Genomic DNA, 18,833 nt, shown 5'->3' with positions numbered 1-18,833 from the left:
ACCCAAACCACCGAAGCGGCCCAACCATTTAACGCCCGGTCACGGCGGAGGCGGCGATTTAATCTACCGCCGAACCCCTGTCAAGCGATTGTTTCAAAGAAACAATCAAACCCTCCAGGGCGGCCCCGCCGAAGCGAGGGAGGCGCGTATCTAACGCCTCCAGTTCCCCCGTCAAGTCATTCTTTCGAAGAAGAACCGCTTTCCGTGGCCCGCCTCCCGGTGACGGGCGGCGGAGGCGGGCTTTTAGCGCCCCCTCCTTCTGGGTCAAGCGCTTCTTTCACATAACTGAAGAATACGGACGCCGCCCCGCGACGGACAACGCCGAACCCCTGAAATCAGGCGCGTTCGACGCACATGGCCACGCCCATGCCGCCGCCGATGCACAGGGTCGCCAGCCCCTTCTTCGCATCGCGGCGCTGCATCTCGAACAGCAGGGTGGTCAGGATGCGCGCGCCCGAGGCGCCGATCGGGTGACCGATGGCGATGGCGCCGCCGTTGACGTTCACCTTCTCCGGGTCGAGTCCCAGCTCCTTGACCACGCACAGGCTCTGGGCGGCGAAGGCTTCGTTGGATTCGATCAGGTCCAGATCGGCGACGGTCCAGCCCGCCTTCTCCAGCGCCTTTCGCGAGGCCGGGATCGGGCCCGTCCCCATCACCGCCGGATCGACGCCCGCCGTGGCCGACGACACGATCCGCGCCAGCGGGGTCAGCCCGCGCGCCTTGGCCTCGTCGGCGGTCATCAGCACCAGGGCCGCGGCGCCGTCGTTCAGGCCCGAAGCGTTGGCGGCGGTGACGCTGCCGTCCTTGGAGAAGGCCGGGCGCAGCTTCTCCATCGCCTCGATGGTCGCGCCATGGCGGATGTACTCGTCCTTGTCGATGACGGTCTCACCCTTCTTCGAGGCAATCACCACCGGGGTGATCTCGTCGTCAAAGCGGCCGGCGGTCTGGGCGGCTTCCGCCTTGTGCTGGCTGGCCAGGGCGAAGGCGTCCTGCGCCTCGCGGGCGATGTCGAACTTCGCCGCGATGTTCTCGGCGGTCTGCCCCATATGATAGCCGTTGAAGGCGTCCCACAGACCGTCCTTGATCATGGTGTCGACCAGGGTGACGTCGCCCATCTTCTGGCCGCCGCGCAGCTGCTGGGCGTGGACCGCCTGGCTCATGCTCTCCTGACCGCCGGCCACGACGATCTTCGCATCACCCGTGGCGATCTGCTGGGCGCCCACGGCCACGGCGCGCAGGCCCGAGCCGCAGATCTGGTTGAGGGTCCAGGCCGGGGTCTCCTTGGGGACGCCCGCGCCGATGGAGGCCTGACGCCCCGGGCCCTGCCCGTTCGCCGCCTGCAGGACGTGGCCCAGCACCACCTCGTCCACCTCTTCGGGCTTCACCCCGGCCCGCTCCAGCGCGGCCTTGATGGCCACCGAACCCAGCTGGGCGGCGGACAGGCTGGACAGGGCGCCGAGGAAGCTGCCGACCGGCGTGCGGGCGGCGGAGACGATGACGACATCGTTGGAGGACTGGGCAGTCATGTAATTCACTCCACGCGGAATAATCTTTGTGGCGCTTTTGCCGCATCGCAGCACGTTCGTCAGCCCCTTGCGGTCGATTCACCGGCTGGTCACCGGCTTGGGCTTACTTTCGCCGGAACGACGTACGACGTCCGGTCTTGGAAAGGGACCATGATGAAGCGTCTGAAAAGCCTGCTCAGCCACGTCTGCACCCCGGACGAGCTCGACATGATCGAGCACTATCTGTCCCCCGCCGAAAAGACGGCCGATCTGGTCGTGCATGTGGTCGGCCTGACCCTGGCCGTGGTCGGCGGCGGCCTGCTGGCGGTTCTGGCGGCGCTCTACGCCGGGGTCGGCGCGGCGGTGGCCATCGCCGTCTACGCCCTGTGTCTGGTCGCCATGCTGACCGCCTCGACCGTCTACAACCAGATCCGCCCCTGCGCCGCCCGACCGGTCCTTCGCCGACTGGATGAGGCCGCCATCTTCCTGATGATCGCGGGCAGCTACACCCCCTTCACCACCCAGCGGTTCGAGGGGGCCTGGGCCGTCGGCTTCACCCTGCTGGTCTGGGCCGTGGGTCTAGGCGGCGCCTTCGCCAAGGTGCTGCTGCCGCGCCTGTCCGACGTCCTCTGGAGCTGCGTCTATGTGGCCTTCGGCTGGCTGGCGGTCATCGCGCTCAAGCCCATGGTCGAGACCGTCCACCCGGCGGCCCTGACCCTGCTGGTCATCGGCGGCCTGATCTACACCGCCGGGGTCTTCGTCTTCATCAGCCCGAAGGTGAAGTTCCGCCGCGCCATCTGGCACGGCTTCGTGGTCACCGGCGCCACCGTCCACTGGGCCGCGGTGCTGGTCGGCGTGGTTCTTGCGCCCGCAACCGTCGGGGCTGGCTAGACTTTCGCACGCGCAGCGCGGACACTGTGGCGTTGCAACAGGAACGGGGACAGCGCGTGGCTGACAAGAAGTCCGGTGCGGGAGACAACGTCGTCATCAAGAAGTACGCCAACCGGCGGCTCTACAACACGGCGACTTCGGCCTACGTCACACTGGAAGACCTCGCGCGGATGGTCCGCGAGGGGACCGAGTTCGTGGTCTATGACGCCAAGACCAATGAGGACCTGACCCGTCAGATCCTGACCCAGATCATCTTCGAGGAAGAGAGCCGCGGCGAGGCCCTGCTGCCCGTCCAGTTCCTCCGTCAGCTGATCGGCTTCTACGGCGGCCAGATGCAGGGGGTCCTGCCCTCCTATCTGGAGATGTCGCTGGACAATTTCTCGCGCCAGCAGGAGCAGATCCGCAGCCAGTTCTCCAAGGCCTTCGGCGGCGCCACCGGCGCCGGGCTGATGGACGAGGCGGTCAAGCGCAACATGGCCATGTTCGCCGAGGCGATGAAGATGTGGCCCGGCTTCGGCGGCGTCGCCCGCCAGCCGACCTCGGCCGAGACGCCGTCGGCTCCCACCGCCGCCGACCCGCTGGACGAAATGCGTCGCCAGATGGACGAGATGCGGGCCCAGCTCGACAAGCTGTCCAAGGGATGAGCGACGTCGTCCGCTCCATCGGTCCGGTCGAACGCCGTGAGCGCCGCGCCGCCGACCGTCGCGAGGCGGAGCGCCGCGCGGCCTCGGCTTCGCGCGCCCTCGTCCCGGTCGGCCAGCCGGTGGAAGACGACGCCCCGGCCCCGGCAAGAGCTGCCGCCGTGCCGCCCTCGGACGGCTCGGCGGCCGTCTTCGCCGCCCAGATGATGGGGCAGACCGGTCAGAAGCGCGGCCTCAGGGGCGGCCAGCCGGTGCTCGACGCGGCCCGCAGCGCCTACCTCGAGACCAACTATTCGGGGACCCACGAGCGTCGTCCGAAGCCCGGGCGGGCGGAAGACACGGACATCTGAGCCACCGGCACGGTCCTTGCTGAAACCGGGTCAGATCGACCCGTTTCCGGACCCCGCCATGCTCAGCTTCCTCTCCCGCGCCTTCGACATCACCGTCGTCGCCCTGATCTTCGTGGGGTTTTCTTAAGTCGCCTACCGCTCGCCGCGCGGCGGCTCGCTGCTTGAGGCGATGCGCCTCACTCCCCCTCCTTGGGGGAGGGGGACCGTCCGAAGCCCGCAGGGCGTAGGAGGGTGGAGGGCGCCGAGGACAGGCGCCGTCCCGATCCGCGCTCAAGCAGCGAGCGACCGTGTCGCGAGCGTTAGCGCCTAAAAAAGAAGCCGCTACGCGGCTCCTCCGAAATCCAGATCCTTGCGGGCCGAGATGATGGTCACGATGAAGCCGGCCAGCACGTCCAGCATGACCATCGTCACGATCAGGAAGAAGGTCGAGGTGGCGAAGCCCTTGATCAGCAGGAACTCGACCAGCACCACGACGAACAGGATCATCGACAGGGCGTGGTTGACGATCGCGACCTTCTGGCTCGACGTCGATTTCAGCAGCTCGAAGAACAGCAGGATCAGCGACAGCAGCAGGATCAGGTCGCCCACGCCGACATTCCAGCTGGTGCCCGAGGCCATCGGGATCGAGAACATCGGGTCGCGCAGGATGGCGTCGGCGCCGCCCGCGGCCAGGTTGGCGTGGTCCCCGCCGGTGAACAGGCTGGACAGCACCACGATATTGTACAGGACCACCGGGATCAGCAGCAGGGGCAGTGCGACCAGCATGGGCGAGGCTCCATCCACGGCCGCTCACGGCCGCGCTTGTTAACGATAGATACCCCGGTTCGCTCCATACGGCTACGCCCGCTCTCTCCCGGGGCGAGCGGCGTCAGAACTCGCTGATCGCCCCCGGTCGCCGTGAGCGCGACTTCAGCCACATCACGCCCAGCAGGTCCGAGAAGGAGGCCATCAGCCGGCCCCAGTTGGTGTACTTCGACTGGCCCGTCTCGCGGTGGCGGTGATCCACATCCAGATAGCGGTTCTCGAACCCTTCCCGGATCATCAGCGCGGGAAGATAGCGGTGGATGTGGTCGAAGTAGGGAAGCCGCAGGAAGATGTCCCGGCGGAAGGCCTTCAGCCCGCAGCCGGTGTCATCGGCGTCGTCGCCCAGCAGGTTCTTGCGGATGCGGTTGGCCCAGCGCGAGGCCCAGCGCTTGGCCTCCGAGTCCTGACGCTTCGCCCGGACGCCGCCCACCAGGGCCACGTTCGGCGGCGAGGACGCCAGCAGGTCGACCAGTCGCGGCGCGTCGGCGGGCGGGTTCTGGCCGTCGCCGTCCAGGGTCACCACGATGGCTCCGCGGGCGGCCAGCACCCCGGTGCGCACCGCGCGGCTCTGTCCCGCGTTGGAGCCATGGCTCAGCACCCGCAGCTGCGGCAACTCGGCCTGCAGGGCCCGCAGCTCGTCCAGCGTCCGGTCCTTCGAGGCGTCATTGACGAACACCATCTCGAACGAGCGCCCGGCGAAGGCGGCGGCGATCTCGCGGGCCAGCGGGCCTGCGGCGCCCTGCTCGTCATGGACGGGAACGACGACGGAGATGTCGGGAGCGGCTTCGGTCATGACCGCTCTCTAGCCGGTTTTGAAGCCGCGCGGGAGACGTGCTCCGCACACGCATGACGACGACGGAACCGGCGTGATAAGACGCATCCATGACGCTTTCGATCACGCGCCCCGACCTCGACCGATACATCGCCGGATGGCGGGGGCCGCTGATGGCGGCGCTGGTCGCCCTGTTCGCGGGCCTGCCCGTCCTGGCCCTGCTGCCGCCGCTGGATCGCGACGAGAGCCGCTACGCCCAGGCGACGTCGCAGATGCTGGAGAGCGGCGACTACGTCGACATCCGCTTCCAGGACGATCCGCGCTGGAAAAAGCCGGTCGGCATCTACTGGATGCAGGCGGTCGCGGTGGCCGCCACCTCCCAGGTCGAGAACCGGGATATCCAGCCCTACCGCATCCCCTCCATCCTCGGCGCCATGATGGCCGCCGCGGCCATCGCCTGGGTCGGTCAGGCCATGTTCGGCAACCGCGCGGGTTTCCTGGCAGGCGCGATCATGGGCGCCTCCTTCCTGCTGTCGACCGAGGCGGGCATCGCCAAGACCGACGCCATGCTGTGCGGAGCGGTCACCCTCGCCATGGCCGGACTGGCGCGCATCTATCTGGCCTCCAAGGCCGGAGAGGCGCCACAACGGCCGCACAAGCTGATGTTCTGGTTCGGCCTGGGCCTGTCGATCCTGATCAAGGGCCCTATCGGCCTGATCGTCATCGCCCCGGCCATGCTGCTGGTCTCCGCATGGGATCGCGATTTCCGCTGGCTGAAGCGTCTCGGCTGGGGCTGGGGCCTGCCGCTGGTGGCCCTGCTCGTGGGTCCATGGGCGATCGCCATCACCATCGCTACCGACGGCGGCTTCTGGCGCGAGGCCATCGCCGGCGATCTGGCGCCCAAGATCGCGGGCGGCCACGAAAGCCACGGCGCCCCCCCGGGCTACTATCTGATCGCCTCGCTTATCACCTTCTTCCCGGCCACCCTGCTGCTGCCCGCCGCCGTCTCGACCGGCTGGCATCGCCGCGCCGAGCCGACGATCCGGTTCCTCGTCTGCTGGCTGGTCCCGGCCTGGATCATCTTCGAGCTGACCCCGACCAAGCTGATCCACTACAACCTGCCGACCTTCGGGGCCCTGGCCCTGCTGGCGGCGGCGGCCCTGACCCGGCCCATCGGCAAGGTGTCGCGCTGGAGCGGCGCGGGCCTGACCATCTTCGTCGGACTGCTGCTGGCCATCGGCGTCGTCTACGGCCTGACCGAGTTCGGCAAGTCCACGGCCCAGACCTGGGCCACCCTGACCATCGTCTTCGCGGTCCTGGCGGGCCTGATCGGGGCCTTCCTGATGCTGCACCGCGCGGCGGTCACGGCGCTACTCGCCAGCATCGTGCTGGGCGTCGTGGCCCACGGAGCCCTGGCCGGGACCCTGCGCCAGCTGCGCCCGCTGTCGGTCTCTCCCCAGCTGGACAAGGCCCTGTACGACGCCGACATCCATCCGCGTCAGGGTCGTCCCGGCCCGGTGGCCATCGCCGGCTATCATGAACCCAGTTTCGTCTTCCTGACCGGTCGCGACACCGAGCTGACCGACGCGGAGGGCGCCGCCAAGGCCCTGGCCGAGGGGCGTCCCGCCATCGTCGAGGCGCGCGAGGCCGAGGCCTTCCGCGCCGCCACCGCCCGCACCGGCGTGACCGGCCGGGTGGTGCGCGAGGTGCGCGGCCACAACTATTCGCAGGGCGACGACGTGGACCTGTTCATCTACGCCCCGCCCGGCGACGGCCCCACGGCTCCGGCTCCGACCCCGGCGCCGAGGCCCGCCCGATGAGCCGCAGGATCACCATCGTCGAGGTCGGTCCCCGCGACGGCCTGCAGAACGAGAAGGCCATTCTTGAGCCCGCCGTCCGCGCCGATCTGGTGCGACGTCTGGAGACCGCCGGCGCCCGCCGCATCGAGGCCGTCAGCTTCGTCCATCCCAAATACGTGCCGCAGATGGCCGGGGCCGAAGAGGTCATGGCCGACCTGCCCCACGAAGAGGGCCGCAGCCGCATCGGCCTGGTCCTGAACGGCAAGGGTTATGACCGGGCGCTGGGCACAACCGTGGACGAGGTCAATGTGGCCATGTCTGTCACCGACGGCTTCGGCCTGAAGAACCAGGGCCTGACGGTGGACCAGCAGGTCGAGATGCTGGCCGGGATCATCGCCGGCCGCGCCAACGCCGGCTCCGCCTCGGGCGCCGCGCCGTCCCTGTCCGCCACCCTGTCCTGCGTCTGGGGCTGCCCCTTCGACGGCGAGGTCGGTGTGGATCAGGTCGCCGATCTGGTCGGCCGCATCGCGGTGCTGGGCGTCGAGGAGATCGCCCTGGCCGACACCATCGGCGTCGGCGATCCCTGGGCCGTCACCCGCAAGGTCGAGGCCGCCCGCAAGGCCGCGCCGGACGCCACCTTGCGCCTGCATTTCCACGACACCCGCAACACCGGCCTGGCCAACGCCTATGCCGGGATCGAGGCCGGCGTCAGCATTCTGGACGCCTCGGTCGGCGGCATCGGCGGCTGTCCCTTTGCTCCGGGAGCGACCGGCAACATCGCCACCGAGGACCTGGTCTACATGCTGGAGCGGGCCGGGTTCGAAACCGGCTACGATCTCGACCAGTTGATCGAGAGCGCCCGCTGGATCGGCGAGAAGATCGGCCGCCCCGCCCCCAGCGCCCTTAGCCGCGCGGGCGGCTGGCCCCGGACCTGACCCGGGGGCTGACGCCACAAGCTTCGCCTTGCCCTCGCCACTTTCGCCCCCTGAACTTCCACGGGTAGTGCAAGGGGGCTGACCATGTGGACGCGACGCGGGTTCGGACTGGCGGCAGGCGCGATCGGCGCGACGACGGCGCTGGGCGTCCGGGCGCAGGAGCCGCTGACGCCCTCTGATCGCTTCCTGCAGGAAGGGCGTTACCTGCCCCAGTATATGGACCTCAAAGCCCGCGCGGCGGCGGGCGATCCGGCGGCGGGCGGCATGCTTGAGCAGTACGCCTCCTTCCTCGGCGACGAAGCGACAGCGCTGGCCGACACCGAGAAGCCGCCCCATCCCAATCTGCAACGCCCCGATCTGGACGACGCCGAGAGCCGCGACGCCATGGAGGCCATCCTGGAGGGCGCGGCGCGCACCTCCATCGTCATCCTGAATGAGGCGCACAACATCTCGGGCCATCGGAACTTCGCCGGTCAGGTCGCCCGCGCCCTGCGCCCGCTGGGCTACGACTGGTTCGCCGCCGAGACCTTCACCCAGCGGCAGCAGGAGCCCGCCCCGTCCATCACCCTGTACCGGCAGGGCATGCCCTTCATCGCCGACTTCGGCTGGTACAGCCGCGACCCGGTCTATGCGGAAGCTGTTCGCGAGGCCGCCCGCCTGGGCTACCGCTTCGCGTCCTATGAGCAGATGTTCGATCAGCAAGCGCCGGAGGGCGCGGACTGGGAGGGCGAGATCGCCGCCCGCGAGGAGGCCCAGGCCGACAACCTGATCGCCAACATCCTGTCGGGCAATCCCGGCGCCAAGGTCTTTGTCTACGTCGGCTACGCCCACGCCATGGAGAAGCCGGGCGTCGGAGGCACATGGTTCGCGGCGCGGCTGAAGGCCAAGACCGGCATCGACCCGCTCACCATCGAACAGTCGTTCAACTGGCCCGCCCTGAACCCGGCCCACGACGCCCCGCATGTCGCCGCCGTGCTGGAGCGGTTCGCCCCGACCGCGCCCGTCGTGGTCTGGAAGGACGGCGCCACCATCGGCGCCCGCACCCACGCCGGACAGATGGACCTGTCCGTCTTCCACCCCCGCCGCGCACCGGTCTCGGGCCGCCCCGGCTGGCTGGCCGCCGACCCGCTGCGCAAGCCGGTCGAGGTCATGGTTCCGCCGTTCACCGGGCTGACCCTGCTGCAGGCGATGCGGCTGGCCGAGGGCACTGCGGGAGTCCCGGCGGACCACTTCCTGCTGACCGAGGGGCAGGACCGCGCCACCCTGTTGCTGCCACCCGGCGGCTACGGCCTGCGGCTTGAGACGGAGGCGGGCATCCAGCCGATGTGGGGCACGATCAACGTCGCCTGAACCCGACCCAACCCTTGCCGTTTGAAACCGGATCGGGGGTTCCCGCTTTCCGGTCTGATGACCATGGACATCGACACCCTCCTCGAAGGCGGTCCATCGTACGGCGTCATCGACGCCAAGGACGGCTTCCTCCTGTATGGCCGCGAAGGCCATGAAGCGGCATTCCGCGCCTTGGCCGAAGAGGTCGAGGCCGCGGCGGACGGCTATCAGGTCATTGCGCTGAAGGATGACGAAGACCGCTGCGACCGGCTGTTCATCGCGCCGCTGGCCGAAGAGAAGAGCTTCGCGCAGCGCGACTGACGGCGGCAACCTGTCCGGGAGTTAACTGGCCACGCCCCGTCGGCGCGCCCTAGCCTTCGTTGAACGCAGGCGGGGGCGAAACATGGGACGATTCAGAAGGCTGGGCGTGACAGCGGCTCTGGCGATCTGCCTGACGGCGGGTGTGGTCCAGGCGCAGGCGCTGCAGCGGACCGAGGTGCTGGGGACCTGGACCCTGCGCATGACCCCGGCCAACAACGCCAACGTCACCGTCAAGACCGACAGTGGACGCGTGGAGATGCCCATAGTCGTCACCGCGCGGGGCGCCTCGGGACTGGCCTGCAGCGTCGACGGCGAGGCGGCGGACTGTCGCCTGAACCGGGGCGCGCTGGTCATCACCGTGCGTCTGGACGACGCCCGCATGATCCACACCCTGAACAGCCGCCGCGGCGGCGGCTTCACCGGGGAGACGCGGATCAGCTACCGCCTCCTGCCCTTCGGCAGCATGCATTTGGGCGCGGCGGACCTGACGCGCCGCTAGGCCGGCGGTCAGCCTTCGTAGCGGAAATGTTTCCAGCTGGCCTCGGACACCACCGGGGCCATGGACGGCTGGACCAGGCCGGCTGGAACCGGGATCAGTTCGAACGCGGGGCGCGACCAATCGAACGTCCGGGTATCGGCGGTCGTGAAGAACTCCAGCATCGCGGCCCGCCCATCTTCATCCGGCCACAGGCGGGCGCCGACCGGCGCATCGAGTCCTTCGACACTCAGACAGACCAGCCGTTCGAAGGTCGCCGGGGGCAGGCCGATCTTCGGCCCATCAAGGGTCACCACGCACCCTCGACCAGAGTTGTAACGCTCCCTGACCAGGGCGCCGCCAAGCTCCCATGTCGAGCCTTGCAGAAGCCGATCCAGCGTCATCCGCTCCAGAGGCGAATATCGCGGCTCCTGATCCTCCGGCTGGCGCTTGATCGTGCCTTGCCAGAGCTTCAGGCGACGCATGTACGCCCGCGCCTGAACCACGCCGAAGCCGCCGAACAGGATGACATAGCCAAGGATCGCCCAGGGCCCTGCGGCATTGCCGAAGGCGAACAGGCTCCCGAACCAGATGGCCGGGATGCAGAAGGCGAACACCGCCAGAAGGATCTTCTGGCGGGTCTGTCGGGCATTCGGGCGGCGGTCGAACTTGTCCACCGCTGAAGCTTACAGGTTCAGCAGCGCCGGGTCGCCACCCTGGGCGGAGATGTTGTTGCTGATCGCCTTCTCCGACGCGTAGCGGATCAGGCTGTAGGGGCCGCCCGCCTTGGGACCGGTGCCCGACAGGCCTTCGCCGCCGAACGGCTGGACCCCGACCACCGCGCCGATGATCGAGCGGTTGATGTAGACATTGCCCGCCGGGACCAGGCGGGTGACCTCCTCGGCGAAGGCCTCGATGCGGCTGTGCACGCCCAGGGTCAGGCCATAGCCGCGCTGCGCCAGCTTGGCCGCCGTCTCCTTCAGCTTCGACGGCTCGTAGCGGCAGACGTGCAGGATCGGGCCAAACACCTCGCGCTCCAGATAGTCGGCGGTCGGGATCTCGGCGATGGTCGGGGCGAAGACGTGGCCCTTGTCGGCGCCTTCCGGCAGGGCGGCGCGGGCGATGATCTTCGCATCGCCGCCCAGACGCACGAGGTGGGCGTCCAGCATGGCCTTGGCGTCGGCGTCGATGACCGGGCCGATGTCGGTCGAGGGATCGGTCGGGTCGCCCAAGACCTGGGCCGCCAGCGCGCCCTTCAGCCCCTCGATCAGGGCGTCCGCCGCCTCGTTCGGCACATACAGCAGACGCAGGGCCGAGCAGCGCTGACCCGACGAGCCGAAGGCCGACAGGATCACGTCGTCGATGACCTGTTCCTTCAGCGCCGTGGTGTCCACGAACATGCCGTTCAGGCCGCCGGTCTCGGCGATGAAGGGGATGATGGCGCCCGGACGGGCCGCCAGCGCCTTGTTGATCGCGGTGGCCGTGTCGGTGCCGCCGGTGAAGGCCACGCCGTCGATGCCCGGGTGGCTGACGAGCGCCGCGCCGACGGTCTCGCCGCGACCGGGGACAAGCGCCAGCAGGTCGGCGTCCAGACCGGCCTTGTAATACAGGCGCACGGCCTCGGCGGCGATCAGCGGGGTCTGTTCGGCGGGCTTGGCCAGGACGGCGTTGCCGGCGGCGAGCGCAGCCGCGATCTGGCCGGTGAAGATGGCCAGCGGGAAGTTCCACGGGCTGATGCAGGCGAAGATGCCCCGGCCGTGCAGGACCAGGCTGTTGATCTCGCCCACCGGGCCCTTGAGCTCCTGCGGCCCGCCGAAGTCACGCTCGGCCAGCATGGCGTAGTAGCGGCAGAAGTCGGCGGCCTCGCGCACTTCGGCGACGCCGTCGTTCAGGGTCTTGCCGGCTTCGCGCGACAGCAGGGCGACCAGACGATCCATGTCGGCTTCCAGCGCGTCGGCCATGGCGCGCAGCACCGGGGCACGGCCCGCGCCGCCCTTGCGGTCCCAGGCGATCTGGGCGCGGGCGGCGGCGTCCACCGCCGCGTCGATGTCTTCCGCCGTCGCTTCCGAGACGTGGCCCAACACCTGGGCGGTGTCGAAGGGATTGGTCACGTCCTGGGCGTTCGTTCCGGCCTTCAGCTTGCCCCCGATGATCGGGCCCGAGGTCAGCTTCTCGCTGTCCACCTTCTCAAGGGCGAGGGCGTGCCGCTCGCGGTCGGCGGCCTGAGAGTAGTCGCGGCCCAGCGAGTTCTGGCGGTCCATGTACATATCCTTCGGAACGGGGATCTTGGCGTGACGGTCGGGATGAGCCTCGACGGTCGAGATGGGGTCGGCGGCGACGGCGGAGGCCGGAACGCGCTCGTCCAGCAGGGCGTGGACGAAGCTGGAGTTGGCGCCGTTCTCCAGCAGGCGGCGCACCAGATAGGGCAGCAGGTCCTCATGCCCGCCGACGGGGGCATAGGCGCGCACGGTGACGGGGCCGAAGGCCTCCTTGGCGGCGTCGTACAGGGCCTCGCCCATGCCGTGCAGCCGCTGGAACTCGATCTTCACGCCACGCTCCGAGGCCATCTTGTAGACGGCGGCCAGCGAGTGGGCGTTGTGGGTCGCGAACTGGCTGTAGATGTGCGGCGCGGCCTCGATCATCAGGCGGGCGCAGACCAGATAGTTCAGGTCGGTCGCGGCCTTGGTGGTGAAGACCGGATAGTCGGTGCGGCCGAACTGCTGGGCGCGCTTGATCTCGGTGTCCCAGTAGGCGCCCTTGACCAGACGGACCATCAGGCGACGGCCCGAGGTCTTCGCCAGCTCGGCCACGCGGCGGATCACTTCCGGGCAGCGCTTCTGATAGGCCTGAACGGCGAGACCGAGGCCCTTCCATCCGCCCAGCTCGGCCTCGTTAGCGAGGCGGTCCAGCAGCTTCAGCGACAGGGCGAGGCGGTCGGCCTCCTCCGCGTCCATGGTGAAGTTGATGTCGTATTTGGCCGCGATCAGGGCGAGGCGCTTCACGCGCGGATACAGCTCGGACCAGACGCGGTCCTCGTGCACTGCTTCATAGCGGGGCGACAGGGCCGACAGCTTGACCGAGACGCCGTGGCCGACTTCCGGTCCCTGTCCCTTGGCCGTCCTGCCCACCGCCTCGATGGCGTCGGCGTAGATCTTCTCATAGCGCTCGGCGTCATGGGCGGTGCGGGCGCCCTCGCCCAGCATGTCGAAGGAGCAGAGCCAGCCTTCCTTGTTCGACCGCTTCAGCGCCGCCTCGATGGTGCGGCCGACCACGAACTGCTCACCCATGATGCGGACGGCGGCGGCGACGGCCTCGCGGATCACCGGCTCGCCCAGACGGCCGACAATGCGCTTAAGGAAGCCCGGCAGGTCGGTCCTGGCCTCGTCATCCACATCCACCAGCTTGCCCGTCAGCATCAGGCCCCAGGTCGAGGCGTTGACGAACAGGCTGTCGGACTGGCCCAGGTGACTGGCCCAGTCGGCCGAGCCGATCTTCTCGGCGATCAGGCGGTCGCGGGTTTCCTCGTCCGGCGTGCGCAGCAGGGCCTCAGCCAGACACATCAGGGCCAGCCCCTCGCGGGTGCCCAGCGAGAACTCCTGCAGGAAGCTTTCGACCACGCCCTGCTTCTTCACACTGCGACGGGCGCGCTCGACCAGATCGGTGGCCGAGGCCAGCACGGCGGCGCGTTCGGCGGTGTCGAGCGGCGAGCGGTCCAGCAGGCCGCGAACGGTCGCGGTCTCATCGGCGAACTTGCCGTGATCCAGCGTGTCCCAGCCGGCGACGCTCGAGGGGGTGAAGGCGACGGTGGTCATGGGCGCGGATATCCTGTGTGATCGGCCATATATGGCGGACAACTCCGAATGTGCATCGTATGATGGACGGCGCAGCCGAAGATCATTCGGCCATACAGGCTCTCAACCGATGGAAAACCTGGACGCCGTGGACCGCCGCCTGCTCAAGGCGCTGCAGGAGGACGGCCGCATCTCCAACGCGGAACTGGCCCGGCGGTGCAATCTGTCGCCCGCCGCCTGTTTCGAGCGGGTCCGGCGGCTGCGCGAGAAGAAGGTGATCACCGGCTACGCGGCCATGATCGACCCCGCCAAGGTGGGACGGGGGCTGATGATCTTCGTCGAGGTGCTGCTGGACCGCACCACAGGCGACATGTTCGAGGCCTTCGCCGAGGCCGTGCGCCGCCAGCCCGAGGTGCTGGAGTGCCATATGGTGGCCGGCGGCTTCGACTATCTGATCAAGGCCCGCGTCGGCGACATGGACGCCTACCGCGCCTTCCTGGGCGATGTTCTGGTCCGGATGCCCGGCGTCCGCGAGACCCGGACCTATGCCGTTCTCGAAGAGGTGAAGGCGACGACGGCGTTGCCGCTCTAACGTCCGTCTCGCCAACGTCATCGCAAAGCGCTAGACCGTTCCGTCCGATCAACGGCGGAGCCTTCCGGCCCACATGCGCATCGTTCTGGCCACCGACGCCTGGGAGCCCCAGGTCAACGGCGTCGTCCGCACCCTGAGCCGTATCACCGCGGAATGCCGCGCGATGGGCCATGAGGTGGAGGTGATCGAGCCGAGCCAGTTCAAGACCATCCCCTGCCCCACCTATCCGGAGATCCGGCTGGCCCTGGGCGCCGAGGAAGAGATTCGCGAACGGCTGCGCGCCTTCGAGCCCGAGGCGGTGCACATCGCCACCGAAGGCCCCATCGGCATCGCCACGCGCCGCATCTGCGTGGAATGGAAGCTGCCGTTCACGACCAGCTACCACACCAAATTCCCCGAATATGTCTCGGCCCGGTTCCCGATCCCGGTGCAGGTCGGCTACGCCTATATGAAGTGGTTCCACAAGCCGTCGGGACGACTGATGGTCGCCACCCCGACCCTGCGCGACGAGCTGACCGCGCACGGTTTCCGCAACGTCTCGCCCTGGACGCGGGGCGTGGACACCGAACAATTCAACCCCGACCTGCCGCGCATCTATGACGAGCTGGGCGGCAAGGACTGGCCGCGCCCCTTCTTCCTGAATGTCGGCCGGGTGGCGGTCGAGAAGAACATCGAATCCTTCCTCGAACAGGACCTGCCCGGCACCAAGATCGTGGTCGGCGACGGCCCCGCCCGCGAGGAGCTGCAGGCCAAATACCCGGAGGCCAAGTTCCTCGGCGCCCGCTTCGGCGAGGAGCTGGCGCGCTGCTTCCGCGACGCCGACGTCTTCGTCTTCCCCAGCTGGACCGACACCTTCGGCCTGGTGATCCTGGAGGCCATGGCCACCGGCACCCCGGTCGCCGCCTATCCGGCCCACGGGCCCATCGACATCATCCCCGGCTCGAACGCCGGGGCGATCGACAAGGACCTGCGGACCGCCTGTCTGGAAGCGCTGAAGTGCGACCGGGCCACCGTGCGCGCCTATGCCGAGAAGTTCAGCTGGCGCGCCTCGGCCGAGCAGTTCATCGAGAACCTGCAGCCCTATCCCGAGCCGGATCGCGGCCGCTTCTGGCGACGACTGCGCCGGATCGCCCGCCTGCGTCGCCGCGCGGCGGCCTGAGACGCGACAAGGGAGCCGACGGCGCCGCCCCTACGTTTGGGGGGTAATCCTGGAACGACGCCGTCGTGGGCCGGGTGCTGAAAAAACCGACCGTGCTCAAGCTCTAGCGCGGACCGATTGCAAAAGCAGCCTTCACTTTAGTTATAAAAAACCAGCGTTTTCGGTCTGTTAGAACAACGAAAAGGCCCCGGATCGCTCCGGGGCCTTCGTTCTTTCAGGCATGTCGCCTTAGTGCGTCGGGGCCTGCATGACCGTCAGGGCCTGGGCGACAGCGCGCTGGGCGGCCAGCTGGTCGGCGGGCAGCGGCACCAGACCGCGGTCCTGCAGATAGCCGCCGCGACCGGCCGAGCTCTCCGACATGAACTCCATGACGAACTGCTCGAGGCCCGGGGTCACGCCCACGTGCTGCTTCTTGACGTAGATGTAGAGGCTGCGGGCCAGCGGATAGGAGCCGTCGGCGATGGTCTCGACCGAGGGCGCGACGCCATCGATGGTCTCGGCCTTCACCGTGTCCATGTTCTGCTCGAGGAAGGAGAAACCGAACACGCCCAGCGAGCCCGGGGTGCGGGTCAGGGTCTGGACGATGGCGTTGTCGTTCTCGCCAGAGTCGATCCACAACTGGTCCTCACGGACGGTGTGGGCCAGGCTCTCGAAGCGATCCTTGTCGGCCTCGGCCAAGGCGGCGAGAGCCGGGATCAGCTTGGCGCCCGGCGCCATGCCCAGCTCCAGGAAGGCGTCGCGGGTGCCCGAGGTGGGCGGCGGGCCATAGACCTGGATGCGCTGGTTCGGCAGGGCCGGGTTCACCTGGTTCCAGGTGGTGGAGGGATTCGCGACAAAGGCGCCGCCGGCGCCCGGAACTTCCTTGGCGAGGCCCAGGTACAGGTCCTGGAGGCGCAGGTTGAAGCTGCCGCCGGTGCGGGCGGTGGCGACCACGATGCCATCATAGCCGATCTTGATCTCGACGATGTCGGTCACGCCATTCTTCTGGCACAGCTCGAACTCGGACTTCTTCATCGGACGCGAAGCGTTGGCGATGTCCGGGGTCGAGGGGCCGATGCCCTGGCAGAAGGCCTGGATGCCGCCGCCGGTGCCCAGCGATTCGACGCGCGGGGCGGCGCCGCCCGAGGTGCGCTGGAAGTTCTCGGCCACGCGGGTGGCGAAAGGGAAAACGGTCGAGGAGCCGGCGGCCCAGATGCCCGCGCGCGGGGCCTGCGAACCAGGAGCGCCGCCGCCGTTGTCGCCACAGGCGCCGAGGGCGAGGAGAGCCACCGCCGAGGCGGCGGCGAGGAGGGTGCGGGTCATCGTCAGTCTCCGGACATTGGATCGGATCAGCCAGTCAGGGCCGCTTAGACCAGAGGAATGTGACGGTTGGGCGAAGGCCGCCCGCGCCCGAATGACCGCCGCCGAATAATGGCTCGGGTTGCAAGATGAGGCGGCGCGGAGCTGCCCCGCTGCAGGCGCCGGGCGGTAGCGCACCCAAATGCGCTCAAGCAGCGAGCGACCGCGTCGCGAGCGGTAGCGCCCCCTCTTAAATGTGAATGGCGTGGCCCAGGGCGCGCAGCGACGCTTCGTGGAAGGCTTCGCCGAGGGTCGGGTGGACGTGGATGACGCCCGCGACGTCTTCCAGCACCGCCCCCATCTCCAGCATCTGGGCGAAGCTGTTGGACAGCTCCGAGACGTGCTGGCCGACCGCCTGAACACCCAGCAGGCGGTGATCGGCCTTAGAGGCCAGAACGCGCAAGAAGCCGCCGTCATCGCCCGCCTCGATGGCCAGGGCGCGACCGATGGCCATGAGCGGGAAGACCGCCTGAATGACGTCGTCGCGGCCGGTCACGTCCTGCGGTCCGAGGCCCGCCGAGACGATCTCCGGCTCGGTGAAGCAGACTGCGGCGATGGTGACCGGGTCAAAGCGCTTGTCGTGGCCGGCGATGATCTCGGCGACCACCTCGCCCTGCGCTGAGCCCTTGTGGGCCAGCATGGGTTCGCCGGTCAGGTCGCCGACGGCCCAGACGTTCTTCATCGAGGTGGCGCAGCGGTCGTCGATCTTCACGAACGGCCCGGCCATGGCCACGCCCATGTTCTCCAGTCCGAAGCCTTGTGTGCGCGGCTTGCGGCCTACGGTGACGAGGACCTTGTCGGCGGCGATCTTCATGGCCTGGCCGTCGGCGCCGGTGACGTTCAGCGATCCGTTCTCGAACGATCCGGCCTTGGCGCCGAGGTGCAGTTCGACGCCGTGGTTCTTCAGCCAGTTGGCGACCGGATCGGTCAGGGCCTTGTCGTAGAGCGGCAGCAGGCGGTCGGCCATTTCGACGATGGCGACTTCCGCGCCGAGTTTGCGGAAGGCGATGCCCAGCTCCAGCCCGATATAGCCGCCGCCGACGACGACCAGCTTGTTCGGCACCTTGTCCAGCGACAGGGCCTCGGTCGAGGAGATGACGTCGCCGCCGAACGGCAGGAAGGGCAGTTCGACCGGCTCGGAACCGGTGGCCAGGATGACGTGCTCGGCGGTGATGGTGATGTCGCCGTCGTGGGTCTTGACCGTGCAGGTCTTGGCGTCGGCGAAGGTGGCCCACCCCTTGATGACCTTGACCTTGGCCTTCTTCAGCAGGGCCGCGACGCCATTGTTCAGCTTACGGACGATGCCGTCCTTCCACTCGACCGTCTTGGTCAGGTCGATGGCCGGCGCGGTCGCCGTGATGCCCAGGGTGCCGCCGTCAGCCGCCTTCGACACGGTCTCGAACTTGTTGGCCGCGTGGATGATGGCCTTGGACGGAATGCAGCCGACGTTCAGGCAGGTCCCGCCCAGGCCGTCGCCGCCGTCGACCAGCACGGTGTCCAGCCCCAGCTGGCCGCAACGGATCCCCGCGACATAGCCGCCGGTGCCCGCGCCGATGATCAGGACTTTGGTTTTCAGGGTCTGGGTCATGTCACGGTCCGTTTGCCGGCAGGCCGGCGTCGCGAAGAAGGGATCTGTTTTATCGAGCGAAGCTTCGCCGCCCTGCGGCGCGTTCCCGTGCGCGGGCCGCCGCAGCGCGGAGGAGAGGCCCGATCTCGGGATCGACATTGTCGGCCACCGGGACAACCGCGGTCGGCTGAAGCTCTACCCACATCACGTCTCGTTCGCGAGGATGCGGCATCCGGGCGATATCACGGACCTGATGCCGATTGTAGTAAACCAGCATCATCGTGCCGGGCTCCGGGTCGCCCCGGCAAGAGGACCACAACGTCAACGGCTTAAGACCGCCCCCGGCATAGCCCTCGAAATCGATCACCGTGTCGAGGAGCAGCTTGCGGCGGCCGTCCGGGAGCCGAGCTTCGACGACCCGCACCAGTTCGATGCGTTCAGCCTCGACGCGGCGGGCTTGCTGCGCGCGCAGCGCTTCTGCGTAGGGCGGGGACCGCCAAGGGATCGCGCAAGCGAGCACTGGCCCCGCAGCCGCAAGAGCTAGAACCCCTCCGAGCAAGGACA

18 protein-coding genes are annotated in these 18,833 nt (G+C 68.5%); 10 read left to right on the top strand and 8 right to left on the bottom strand.

The features are described 5' to 3' along the window. Positions 1–335 precede the first annotated feature (335 nt). On the bottom strand, positions 336–1,526 hold the full coding sequence (locus tag ACTIEF_RS03370; protein WP_439470787.1) for an acetyl-CoA C-acetyltransferase: 1,191 nt from the start codon (positions 1,524–1,526) through the stop codon (positions 336–338). Between the two features lie 150 nt (positions 1,527–1,676). Between ACTIEF_RS03370 and trhA the strand changes: the two genes are divergently transcribed. Genes trhA through ACTIEF_RS03355 form a run of 3 tightly spaced genes read left to right on the top strand, consistent with a single transcriptional unit; the run spans position 1,677 to position 3,387 of the window. Further along, on the top strand, positions 1,677–2,396 hold the full coding sequence (gene trhA / locus ACTIEF_RS03365) for a PAQR family membrane homeostasis protein TrhA (protein WP_439470786.1): 720 nt from the start codon (positions 1,677–1,679) through the stop codon (positions 2,394–2,396). Between the two features lie 56 nt (positions 2,397–2,452). After that, positions 2,453–3,040, top strand: coding sequence for a polyhydroxyalkanoate synthesis repressor PhaR (gene phaR, locus ACTIEF_RS03360; RefSeq protein WP_439470785.1), 588 nt, complete (start codon positions 2,453–2,455; stop codon positions 3,038–3,040). After that, positions 3,037–3,387, top strand: coding sequence for a hypothetical protein (locus tag ACTIEF_RS03355; RefSeq protein ID WP_439470784.1), 351 nt, complete (start codon positions 3,037–3,039; stop codon positions 3,385–3,387). Before phaR ends, ACTIEF_RS03355 begins: the two co-directional genes overlap by 4 nt. Positions 3,388–3,708: 321 nt before the next feature. On the opposite strand, the gene ACTIEF_RS03350 is transcribed toward ACTIEF_RS03355, so the two are convergent. Beyond that, on the bottom strand, positions 3,709–4,152 hold the full coding sequence (locus ACTIEF_RS03350) for a hypothetical protein (protein WP_439470783.1): 444 nt from the start codon (positions 4,150–4,152) through the stop codon (positions 3,709–3,711). Between the two features lie 103 nt (positions 4,153–4,255). Next, complete coding sequence (locus ACTIEF_RS03345) at positions 4,256–4,984, bottom strand: glycosyltransferase family 2 protein (RefSeq protein WP_439470782.1); 729 nt, start codon at positions 4,982–4,984, stop codon at positions 4,256–4,258. Between the two features lie 89 nt (positions 4,985–5,073). On the opposite strand from ACTIEF_RS03345, the gene ACTIEF_RS03340 reads away from it, so the two are divergent. From ACTIEF_RS03340 to ACTIEF_RS03320, 5 genes are all read left to right on the top strand, one after another. Then, a complete protein-coding gene (locus tag ACTIEF_RS03340; RefSeq protein WP_439470781.1) occupies positions 5,074–6,783 on the top strand; it encodes an ArnT family glycosyltransferase in 1,710 nt (569 codons plus the stop codon). Then, positions 6,780–7,697 (top strand): hydroxymethylglutaryl-CoA lyase, encoded by a 918-nt coding sequence (locus ACTIEF_RS03335; RefSeq protein WP_439470780.1) that lies wholly within the window; start codon positions 6,780–6,782, stop codon positions 7,695–7,697. The genes ACTIEF_RS03340 and ACTIEF_RS03335 overlap by 4 nt, the downstream gene beginning before the upstream one ends. Before the next feature lie 84 nt (positions 7,698–7,781). Next, complete coding sequence (locus tag ACTIEF_RS03330) at positions 7,782–9,047, top strand: hypothetical protein (RefSeq protein WP_439470779.1); 1,266 nt, start codon at positions 7,782–7,784, stop codon at positions 9,045–9,047. 57 nt (positions 9,048–9,104) lie between these two features. Continuing rightward, the gene (locus ACTIEF_RS03325; RefSeq protein ID WP_439470778.1) at positions 9,105–9,347 is read left to right on the top strand and encodes a hypothetical protein; all 243 of its coding nucleotides are present in this window, start codon (positions 9,105–9,107) and stop codon (positions 9,345–9,347) included. A 106-nt stretch (positions 9,348–9,453) separates the two neighbouring features. Beyond that, a complete protein-coding gene (locus ACTIEF_RS03320) occupies positions 9,454–9,846 on the top strand; it encodes a hypothetical protein (RefSeq protein WP_439470777.1) in 393 nt (130 codons plus the stop codon). Between the two features lie 8 nt (positions 9,847–9,854). On the opposite strand, the gene ACTIEF_RS03315 is transcribed toward ACTIEF_RS03320, so the two are convergent. Further along, positions 9,855–10,499, bottom strand: a complete 645-nt coding sequence (locus ACTIEF_RS03315; RefSeq protein WP_439470776.1) for a hypothetical protein — start codon at positions 10,497–10,499, stop codon at positions 9,855–9,857. A gap of 9 nt (positions 10,500–10,508) precedes the next feature. Then, a complete protein-coding gene (putA, locus tag ACTIEF_RS03310) occupies positions 10,509–13,634 on the bottom strand; it encodes a bifunctional proline dehydrogenase/L-glutamate gamma-semialdehyde dehydrogenase PutA (RefSeq protein ID WP_439470775.1) in 3,126 nt (1,041 codons plus the stop codon). A 109-nt stretch (positions 13,635–13,743) separates the two neighbouring features. Between putA and ACTIEF_RS03305 the strand changes: the two genes are divergently transcribed. Continuing rightward, positions 13,744–14,205 (top strand): Lrp/AsnC ligand binding domain-containing protein, encoded by a 462-nt coding sequence (locus ACTIEF_RS03305; protein WP_439470774.1) that lies wholly within the window; start codon positions 13,744–13,746, stop codon positions 14,203–14,205. 73 nt (positions 14,206–14,278) lie between these two features. After that, entirely contained in the window at positions 14,279–15,364 is a 1,086-nt protein-coding gene (locus tag ACTIEF_RS03300) for a glycosyltransferase family 4 protein (RefSeq protein ID WP_439470773.1), read from the top strand. Positions 15,365–15,592: 228 nt separating this feature from the next. Here the strand turns inward: ACTIEF_RS03300 and ACTIEF_RS03295 are convergent, their stop codons facing one another. From ACTIEF_RS03295 to ACTIEF_RS03285, 3 genes are all read right to left on the bottom strand, one after another. Beyond that, the gene (locus ACTIEF_RS03295) at positions 15,593–16,666 is read right to left on the bottom strand and encodes a substrate-binding domain-containing protein (RefSeq protein WP_439470772.1); all 1,074 of its coding nucleotides are present in this window, start codon (positions 16,664–16,666) and stop codon (positions 15,593–15,595) included. Between the two features lie 226 nt (positions 16,667–16,892). After that, positions 16,893–18,290, bottom strand: coding sequence for a dihydrolipoyl dehydrogenase (gene lpdA, locus ACTIEF_RS03290; protein WP_439470771.1), 1,398 nt, complete (start codon positions 18,288–18,290; stop codon positions 16,893–16,895). A gap of 49 nt (positions 18,291–18,339) precedes the next feature. Further along, entirely contained in the window at positions 18,340–18,789 is a 450-nt protein-coding gene (locus ACTIEF_RS03285) for a hypothetical protein (RefSeq protein WP_439470770.1), read from the bottom strand. Positions 18,790–18,833: the final 44 nt, after the last annotated feature.

The sequence above is a fragment of the Brevundimonas sp. genome (assembly GCF_051858995.1).
Classification (GTDB): domain Bacteria; phylum Pseudomonadota; class Alphaproteobacteria; order Caulobacterales; family Caulobacteraceae; genus Brevundimonas.
This window is presented reverse-complemented; position numbering and strand designations above follow the sequence as displayed.